Raw genomic sequence first — 8,641 nt, 5'->3', positions numbered from 1 at the left:
AGGTCGGCGAAGAAACCGTGATCGCCCACGATTTCTACCAGCGCCTTTTCGACCTCATCAAGTCGCTCGACAACTAACAGCGAGGCTTGGTGCGCCAGATTGGCGGAGCGTACGACTTGCCGCACGTTTTCCGCCCGTAAAGGCGTGGCCGCATGACTACATTTACGGCCAGCGAGGCGCCGGCCAGACGCTGCTCGGTTTTGCCGCTCTATTCTTCGGTCTGGTCCTGATCATGCCGATTCTCGGCCATGCCTCGTGGCATGCCTGGCGCGAGCTTGTAGAATAGGGAGTCTGCCCCCAGATTCAACGGGCGGCCTGACCGCCCGTTTTTCTTGCCTGGAAACTAAAAATGACGACCGCCAATCCCCTGCTCGACTTCTCCGATCTGCCGCGTTTCGACACCGTTCAGCCCGAACACGTCAAACCGGCGATCGAATCCCTATTGACCGCCGGCCGCGAACTGATCGAACGCCTGACCGCCGACACCACCCCGGCCACCTGGCAGGATTTCGCCGGCGCGCTGTCCGATGGCCTTGAGCCGTTCGGCCGCGCCTGGGGCATCGTCGGCCACCTGCATTCGGTCAATGACATTCCGGCCTGGCGCGAGGCGTACAACGAAATGCTGCCGGAAGTTTCGCGCTTCTACGCCGAGCTTGGCCAGAACCTCAAGCTCTTTGAGAAATACAAGGCGCTGCGCGACAGCACGGAATACGCCACGCTGAGCGTCGAACAGAAAAAGGTCGTCAACAACGAAGTGCGCGATTTCCGCCTGTCCGGCGCCGAGTTGCCGGATGACCAGAAGCCGCGCTTCCAGGCGATCATGGAAGAACTGTCGCAGCTGTCGGCCAAGTTTGCCGAAAACCTGCTTGACGCCACCAACGCGTTTTCGGAAGTCGTCACCGACGAAGCCCTGCTCGCTGGCCTGCCCGACGATGCCAAGGAAGCCGCCAAAACCGCCGCTGAGAAAGCCGGCGTCGAAGGCTGGCGTTTCAGCCTGCAGGCCCCGTCCTACGGCCCGGTCATGCAGTACGCCGACAACCGCGAACTGCGCGCCCGTCTGCACCGCGCCTACGCGACGCGCGCCGCTGAATTCCACGACGGTTCGAGCAAGCCGGAATGGGACAACACGCCGATCATCCAGCGCATGCTCGAACTACGCGTCGAAGACGCCAAGATGCTCGGCTTCAACAATTTCGCCGAAGTGTCGCTGGCGCCGAAAATGGCCGACACACCGGCCCAGGTGCTGACTTTCCTGCGCGAACTGGCGGCCAAGGCCAAGCCGTTCGCCGAGAAGGACATCGCCGAACTGCGCGCCTTCGCCAAGGATGAACTTGGCCTGGCCGATTTCCAGCCCTGGGATGCCGCCTACGTCTCCGAAAAGCTGCTGCAAAAGCGCTATGCCTTCTCCGAGCAGGAAGTGAAGCAGTATTTCACCGAACCCAAGGTGCTCGGCGGCCTGTTCAAGGTCATCGAGAGCCTGTTCAACGTCAAGGTCAAGCCGGACACGGCGCCGGTCTGGCACGAGGATGTCCGCTTTTACCGGCTGGAAACGCCGGCCGGCGATCTGGTCGGCCAGTTCTACATGGACCTCTACGCCCGCGAAACCAAGCGTGGCGGCGCCTGGATGGACGAAGCCCGCTCGCGGCGCCGGGTGCCGGGCGGCATCCAAAAACCGATTGCCTACCTCAACTGCAATTTCTCGCGGCCGAACGGTGGCAAGCCCGCCACCTTCACGCACGACGACGTCACGACGCTGTTCCATGAAACCGGCCACGGCCTGCACCATCTGCTGACGCGCGGCGAAGAGCTCGGCGTTTCGGGCATCCACGGCGTCGAGTGGGATGCCGTCGAGCTGCCCTCGCAGTTCATGGAAAACTATTGCTGGGAATGGGAAGTCGTCGAGGGCATGACGGCCCACGTCGATACCGGCGCCCCGCTGCCGCGCGAACTGTTCGACAAGATGCTGGCTGCCAAGAATTTCCAGAGCGGCATGATGGCCGTGCGCCAGATCGAGTTCTCGCTGTTCGACATGCTCATCCATTCCGATTTTGACCCGAAATCCGGGTTGACCGTGATGGATGTGCTCAAGGACGTGCGCCAGGAAGTCGCCGTGCTGACGCCGCCCGAATGGCACCGTTTCCCGAACAGCTTCTCGCACATTTTTGGTGGTGGCTACGGGGCGGGCTATTTCAGCTACAAGTGGGCGGAAGTGCTGTCGGCCGACGCCTACGCGGCCTTCGAAGAAGCCGGAAATCCGTTCGATGCGACGGTCGGCCAGCGCTTCCTCGACGAGATCCTCTCGGTCGGCGGCTCACGTCCGGCCATCGAATCCTTCAAGGCTTTCCGCGGCCGCGAACCGAGTGTTGATGCGCTGCTCCGCCATAGCGGTATGATTGCTGCCTAAGAATTTCAGGGAGGAAAGCCATGCGTTATCTGCTCACTTTGTGCCTGATGCTGGCCGCGGCCGGCGCCCAGGCCGAGACCTACCGGTGGACCGACTCGGCGGGCCACACCGTCGTTTCCGACACCCCGCCGCCGGGCAGTGCAAAGGCCGTCGCCAAGCTGGGCGGCAAAGCAGAAGCCAGCGATGGCCTGTCCTTCGCCACCAAACGGGCAATGGAGTTGTTCCCCGTCACGCTCTACACCTCGGCCGACTGCATCGCCGAATGCAAGAGCGCGCGCGACCTGCTAAACGGGCGTGGCACGCCCTTCACCGAAAAAATGCTGCAGAAACCGGAAGATTTCGCGGAGTTGAAACAACTGGTCGGCGACCTCTTTATTCCTTCGCTCAAGGTCGGCAAGCAGAATTTCCGCGGCTTTGAAGCCGGCGCCTACAACAATCTGCTCGACCTCGCCGGCTACCCGAAGAGCACAGCCAAGACAGCGAGCGGCGAGAGCAAGTGAAGATCGCCAGTTGGAATGTAAATTCGCTCAAGGTCCGCCTGCCCCACCTGCTTGACTGGCTGGCCGCGGCAAAACCCGATGCGCTGTGTCTGCAGGAACTGAAACTTGAAGACCACAATTTCCCGCGTGCCGAGATCGAGGCCGCCGGTTATCAGGTCGCCTTCTTCGGCCAGAAAACCTACAACGGCGTCGCCCTGCTCGCCCGTCGGCCAATCGCCGATGTCGTCTGCGGCAACCCGCATTTTCCCGATGAACAGAAGCGCCTGATCAGCGGCACGGTCGGCGACACGCGCGTCATCTGCGCCTACATGCCGAACGGCCAGGAAGTCGGCTGCGACAAGTACGACTACAAGCTGCGCTGGCTCGACGGCCTGGCCGTCTGGCTCGGCGAGGAAATGGCCAAGTATCCGAAGCTCGCGCTGTGCGGCGACTACAACATCGCGCCGGACGAACGCGATGTGCACGACCCGCAACGCTGGGCCGACGGCATTCTCGTCTCGCCGCCCGAACGCACCGCCTTCCAGCGCCTGCTCGGCCTCGGCCTGAGCGACAGTTTCCGGCTCTTCGAGCAGCCGGAAAAGACCTTCTCGTGGTGGGATTACCGGATGCTCGGTTTCCAGAAAAACCAGGGCCTGCGCATCGATCACATCCTGCTCTCAAAACCGCTGGCCGACAGCTGCACGGCGGCCGGCATCGACCGCGCCCCGCGCAAACTCGAACGGCCGTCCGACCACGCCCCGGTGTGGGCCGAAGTCGGCGGCTGAACATGAATCCCGCGACGACAGATACAGCGGCCGGTCCCACGGTCGACCGGGAAAAAGTGCTGAATTTGTACCCGGCGCTGAGCGGCCTGCCGGCCGACCGGCTGGCTGCCCTGGTCTCGCCGCAGGCCGTCATGCACCTGCCGGCCGGCGCCCAGGTTTTTGCCGAACGCCAGCCCTGCCAGGGCTTCCCGCTGCTCCTCGAAGGCAGCATCAAGGTCATCAAGCTGGCCGCCAGCGGCCGCGAACTGATGCTCTACCGCGTCGCACCCGGTGGCTCGTGCATCATTTCGTCGAGCTGCCTGCTCGGACACACCGACTACAACGCGCGCGGCATCGCCGAAACGCCGCTCACCCTGCTCGCCCTGCCGGTCGGCGCCTTTGCCGCCCTGATGGTCGAACACACCCCGTTCCGCGATTTCGTCTTTCATCTGTTTGCCGACCGCATCGGCGAACTCATGCAGCTCGTCGAGGAAGTCGCTTTCGCCCGCCTCGACCAGCGCCTGGCCAAACTGATCCTGGCCCGCAACGAAACCGTGCTCGCCATCACTCACCAGCAACTGGCCGACGAACTGGGCAGCGTCCGCGAAATCGTCAGCCGCCTGCTCAAGGGCTTCGCCGAGCAGGGCCTGGTCACGCTGGGGCGCGAACAGCTGACAGTAACCGACCGCGCCGGCCTGCAAAAACTTGCCGCTATGTGACCGAGGTTACAGACGCCCCCCGGCCGGACCGTTACATTGGCGGCGTACACCTAACTTAAACGGAGAACACACCATGGCTGCAAATGTTGGCGGTATCGATAAAATCCTTCGCATCGTTGTCGGCGCCGGCCTGATCGGCGCCACGGCGGCCGGCCTGCTGCCGGTCTGGGGCTACATCGGCATCGTGCCGCTGGCCACCGGCCTGATGGGCTGGTGCCCGGCCTACACGCTGCTCGGCATCAAGACCTGTCCAATGAAGAAATAACTCAGTTTCACGCGCCATGAAAAAACCCGCCTCGGCGGGTTTTTTCATGGCCCGAGCATTTCAATTTCGGGGCCTTTTTTCCGGTTGACCGTAGCAAGCCCGGTTGCCCCTAGGGCCAGCCGTTGTTTCTGTGGTCGTGGGATTCTCGCTACGCCCCGGCCGACAGGTAATTGGCGATGCGCACGTAATCCTCGACCGAAACATCCTCCGGGCGCAGGGTCGGGGCGATGCCGAGCTCGGCGAATCCGGCGTCGCTGAGCATGCCCTTCATGGTGTTGCGCAACATCTTGCGGCGTTGCGAGAAGGCGGTCAGGACGACCTGCGACAGCTTTTCCTGGCTTTTGGCATTGAGTTCCGACACCGGCTTGGGGATCAGGCGGACGACGGCTGATTGAACCTTGGGCGGCGGATCGAAGCTTTCCGGCGGCACGTCGATCAGCCATTCCAGATAAAAACGGTATTGCAACATGACCGACATGCGCCCGAAATCGGCGGTACCCGGCTCGGCGACCATACGCTCGACGACTTCTTTTTGCAGCATGAAATGCATGTCGTGGAGGACGTCGACGTAGTCGGCGAGGTGAAAAAGCAGTGGCGTCGAGATGTTGTAGGGCAGATTGCCGACCAGCCGCAGATTCTTGCCAATGCGGGCGAAATCGAAGGCCAGTGCGTCGCCTTCGTGAATCGTCATGCGTTCCGGCGGGTGTTGTTTTTTGAGACGGGCGATCAGGTCGCGGTCGATTTCGACGACGTGCAGGTGATCGACGCGTTGCATGAGCGGCTCGGTAATCGCCCCCAGGCCGGGGCCGATTTCGACGACGGTGTCGTCGCGCTGGGGGTTGATCGCCGAAACGATGGCGGCGATGACACCGTGGTCGACGAGAAAATTCTGGCCGAAGCGTTTGCGGGCGACGTGACCCTTCATTGTGTTTTCCTTATGTGCTCTGCTTCGTGATGAGCGAGCCATGATGAAAGCGCCGGATTGGTGTTCCTGGCTAGGCGCGAACCGGAGCAATAGCCGAAGCTATTGCGAGGATGAGCAACGACGCCGGGGGCGCAAAGACCAGTTTTCATGGCTCGTCTAATTGCGAAGCAGAGCACTTGCCATGCGTGCCGCTTCAGCCACGGCTTCGAACAGGCTGCCCGGATCGGCCCGGCCGGTGCCGGCCAGTTCGAGCGCAGTGCCGTGATCGACCGAGGTGCGGATGATCGGCAGGCCGAGGGTGACGTTGATGCCCTGGCCGAAGGTGGCGTATTTGAGCGCGGTCAGGCCCTGGTCGTGATACATGGCGAGCACGGCGTCGCCCTGGGCGAGGATGGGCGGCGTAAACATCGTGTCGGCCGGATAGGGGCCGGCGAGTTGCATGCCTTCGCCGCGCAGCTTTTCGAGCACCGGCGTGATGACTTCGATTTCTTCCATGCCGAGATAACCGCCCTCGCCGGCATGCGGATTGAGGCCAGCGACAAGGATGCGCGGCCGGGCAATGCCGTATTTGCTGCGCAGGTCGGCGTGCAGGATGCGCAGGGTTTTTTCCAGCACCTCGGCAGTGATCGCCGCCGAGACGTCTTTGAGCGGCAAATGCGTGGTGGCCAGCGCGACGCGCAGCGGGCCGCGCTCGGTGTCGCCGGCGAGCATCATGACGACGAGCGGGGTACCTGTCTTGACGGCGAGGTATTCGGTGTGGCCGGTGAAGGGCACGCCGGCGTCGTTGATGACGCCCTTGTGCACCGGCGCCGTCGCCATCGCGGCGAATTCGCCGGACTGGCAGCCGGCCAGCGCCCGGTCGAGCAGCGCCAGCACGTAGGGGCCGTTGGCGGCGTCGAGCTTACCGGCCCGCGACGGCACGGCGAGCGGAATGTGCACAACGTCGAGAACGCTACGGTCAACCGGATTTTTCGGGCAAAAATCGCGAAAATTGATCGCCAGGCCGAGCTGCGCCGCCCGCCCTTCAAGCAGCAGCCGGTCACCGAGAATGACCGGCCGGGCATCGCCTTCGTAGCCGGCCAGGCGCAGACAGAGCTCCGGCCCGATACCGGCCGGCTCGCCGCTGGTCACGGCGATGACCGGCAACATCACTTTTCTTCGAGACGGTTTTCGACGTAGCTGCGGTCGCGCAGCTGGCGCAGCCAGTCCTGGTAGGCTTCATCCAGTTTACGTTCGCGCAGCGCCTGACGGGCAACGCCGCGCCGGCGCTCTTCGGAGACATCGCGCTCGCGACGTTCCTGGACCTGAATCAGGTGCATGCCGAAGGGCGACTGGACGACCGGGCTAAGTTCGTTGATTTTCAAAGCATCCATGGCCCGCTCGAATTCCGGCACGGTATCGCCCGGGCTGAGCCAGCCGAGGTCGCCGCCCTTGGCCGCCGAGCCATCTTGCGAATTGAGGCGGGCCTGCTCGGCAAAATCGACGCCGTTGACGATGCGTTCGCGAATAATCTCGAGCTTGCGCCGGGCATCGGATTCGGAAACCACTTCGTTGATGCGGATCAGGATGTGGCGCGGATGGGTCTGTTGCACCGAGGCCGGGGCGCTGCCGCCGCGCTTGTTGACCAGTTTGACGATGTGGAAGCCAGCCGATGAACGCAGCAACTCGCTGACCTGACCGGCCTGCAGCCGGCCGGCCGCTTCGGCATACAGGGACGGCAGGCGATCGAGCGCGCGCCAGCCGAGATCTCCGCCTTGCAGCGCGTCCGGCGCGTCGGAGAAAGCAGCGGTGAGTTGGGCGAAGTTCTCGCCGGCCTGCGCCCGCTTGAGGGCCTGCTCGCCGCGCAGACGCAGCTTTTGCAGTTGCTCGGGGGTGGCTGATTCCGGCGCGCGCAACAGGATGTGGGCCAGCTGGTATTCCTCGCCGCTGCCACCGGCGGCCGTCTGGTTGGCCAGATAGTTGTCGATTTCGCCGTCGGAAATGATCAGCTTGCTGTCGACCTCGCGTTCGCGCAGGCGGACGGTCACCATTTCGCTACGAATTTCCTCGCGGAACTGGGCGTACTCGACGCCGTCCTTTTCGAGCGCCGCGCGGAACTGCGGCAGGGTCATCTTGTTGCCGGCGGCAATGCGGCCGATGGCCTGTTCAAGCTGATTGTCGTCGACCTTCATGCCGGAATCGCGGGCATATTGCAGCTGAACGCGCTCCATGATCAGCCGCTCGAGCATCTGCCGTTCCAGCACATCCTGCGGCGGCAGCGGCGTCCCCTGCTTCTGCAACTGCTTGAGGGCAGCGCCGAGGCGAGTGCGCAAATCAAAATAGGTGATGACCTCGTCGCCGACGACAGCGACGATACGGTCGGCCGCAATGGGTTCCTCCGGCGCGGCGGACACGGGATGCGCCAGCAGGCTACCGAGGCAGCAGATCAGGACAAGCAGGGGGCGAATGAATGAGGTCATGGTCTTCATTGGGAGGTGAGCAGGCTGCTGCTATTGGGCAGCTCGTTGATCTTGCCATAGCCCGGAATGCTGCGCCGGAGCAGGCCGATCGGATTGGTGCCGATACTACCGAAATCGTTGAGTTCCAGCTGGAAAAACAGCGTGTCGTTTGGTGTTCCGGAGATCGCTGCCAGGCGCTGACCAACGACACGAACGGCCCAGCAACCGGCGTTGTACTCGACGCCGGCGATCGACTCAAGCGTCTTCTTGTCGCGCAGGGAATAGTTGTAACGGCCGACGGCATACCACTTGGCGGCGATCGGCCACTGGCCGGCGACGTCGATCTGGTCGACGGTCGAATCGTTGGTCAGCGGATTGCGTGTGTAGCGATAACTGGCCGACAGCACCTTGCCGAGTTCCGGCTGGAAGCGCACGCCGGCCGAGAAGCGTTCGCTGACGTTGTCGCGGTAGTTGTATTCCCAGGCGACATCGGTATAGGTTTTAGGGGCCACCAGGCCGTTGACCGCAGCAACCAGATTGGTGAAGTCGGCGGAGCGAACGGTTTCGTTGTCAATGGCGACGCGCTGCGGCCTGAAGTAGTGACGCTGGCCGATCATCGCCTTGAAACGCTCGACACCGGTTTCGCC

Annotated in this window: 9 protein-coding genes; 5 read left to right on the top strand and 4 right to left on the bottom strand. The window is 63.1% G+C overall.

What is annotated here, in order from left to right; translation table 11 throughout:
• The first annotated feature begins 349 nt into the window (after nt 1-349).
• The 5 genes from ADADOO_RS16085 to ADADOO_RS16065 all read left to right on the top strand — a co-directional run bounded on the left by ADADOO_RS16085 (nt 350) and on the right by ADADOO_RS16065 (nt 4,631).
• A complete protein-coding gene (locus ADADOO_RS16085) occupies nt 350-2,404 on the top strand; it encodes a M3 family metallopeptidase (RefSeq protein ID WP_511278521.1) in 2,055 nt (684 codons plus the stop codon).
• Between the two features lie 20 nt (nt 2,405-2,424).
• Complete coding sequence (locus ADADOO_RS16080; RefSeq protein ID WP_511278520.1) at nt 2,425-2,904, top strand: glutaredoxin family protein; 480 nt, start codon at nt 2,425-2,427, stop codon at nt 2,902-2,904.
• Complete coding sequence (gene xth / locus ADADOO_RS16075; protein WP_511278519.1) at nt 2,901-3,668, top strand: exodeoxyribonuclease III; 768 nt, start codon at nt 2,901-2,903, stop codon at nt 3,666-3,668. Before ADADOO_RS16080 ends, xth begins: the two co-directional genes overlap by 4 nt.
• Before the next feature lie 2 nt (nt 3,669-3,670).
• Nucleotides 3,671-4,366, top strand: a complete 696-nt coding sequence (locus tag ADADOO_RS16070) for a Crp/Fnr family transcriptional regulator (protein ID WP_511278518.1) — start codon at nt 3,671-3,673, stop codon at nt 4,364-4,366.
• Nucleotides 4,367-4,439: 73 nt separating this feature from the next.
• The gene (locus tag ADADOO_RS16065; RefSeq protein WP_511278517.1) at nt 4,440-4,631 is read left to right on the top strand and encodes a YgaP family membrane protein; all 192 of its coding nucleotides are present in this window, start codon (nt 4,440-4,442) and stop codon (nt 4,629-4,631) included.
• Between the two features lie 148 nt (nt 4,632-4,779).
• Here ADADOO_RS16065 and rsmA read toward each other — a convergent pair whose 3' ends face one another.
• The 4 genes from rsmA to lptD form a co-directional block, all read right to left on the bottom strand.
• The gene (rsmA, locus tag ADADOO_RS16060) at nt 4,780-5,556 is read right to left on the bottom strand and encodes a 16S rRNA (adenine(1518)-N(6)/adenine(1519)-N(6))-dimethyltransferase RsmA (protein ID WP_511278516.1); all 777 of its coding nucleotides are present in this window, start codon (nt 5,554-5,556) and stop codon (nt 4,780-4,782) included.
• Nucleotides 5,557-5,712: 156 nt separating this feature from the next.
• On the bottom strand, nt 5,713-6,705 hold the full coding sequence (gene pdxA / locus ADADOO_RS16055; protein WP_511278515.1) for a 4-hydroxythreonine-4-phosphate dehydrogenase PdxA: 993 nt from the start codon (nt 6,703-6,705) through the stop codon (nt 5,713-5,715).
• Nucleotides 6,705-8,024, bottom strand: coding sequence for a peptidylprolyl isomerase (locus ADADOO_RS16050; RefSeq protein WP_511278514.1), 1,320 nt, complete (start codon nt 8,022-8,024; stop codon nt 6,705-6,707). Before ADADOO_RS16050 ends, pdxA begins: the two co-directional genes overlap by 1 nt.
• On the bottom strand, nt 8,021-8,641 hold a 621-nt coding region (gene lptD / locus ADADOO_RS16045; RefSeq protein ID WP_511278513.1), incomplete at its 5' end, for an LPS assembly protein LptD. The genes lptD and ADADOO_RS16050, both read right to left, overlap by 4 nt.

The organism is Azonexus sp., assembly GCF_036170495.1.
Classification (GTDB): Bacteria; Pseudomonadota; Gammaproteobacteria; order Burkholderiales; family Rhodocyclaceae; genus Azonexus.
This window is presented reverse-complemented; position numbering and strand designations above follow the sequence as displayed.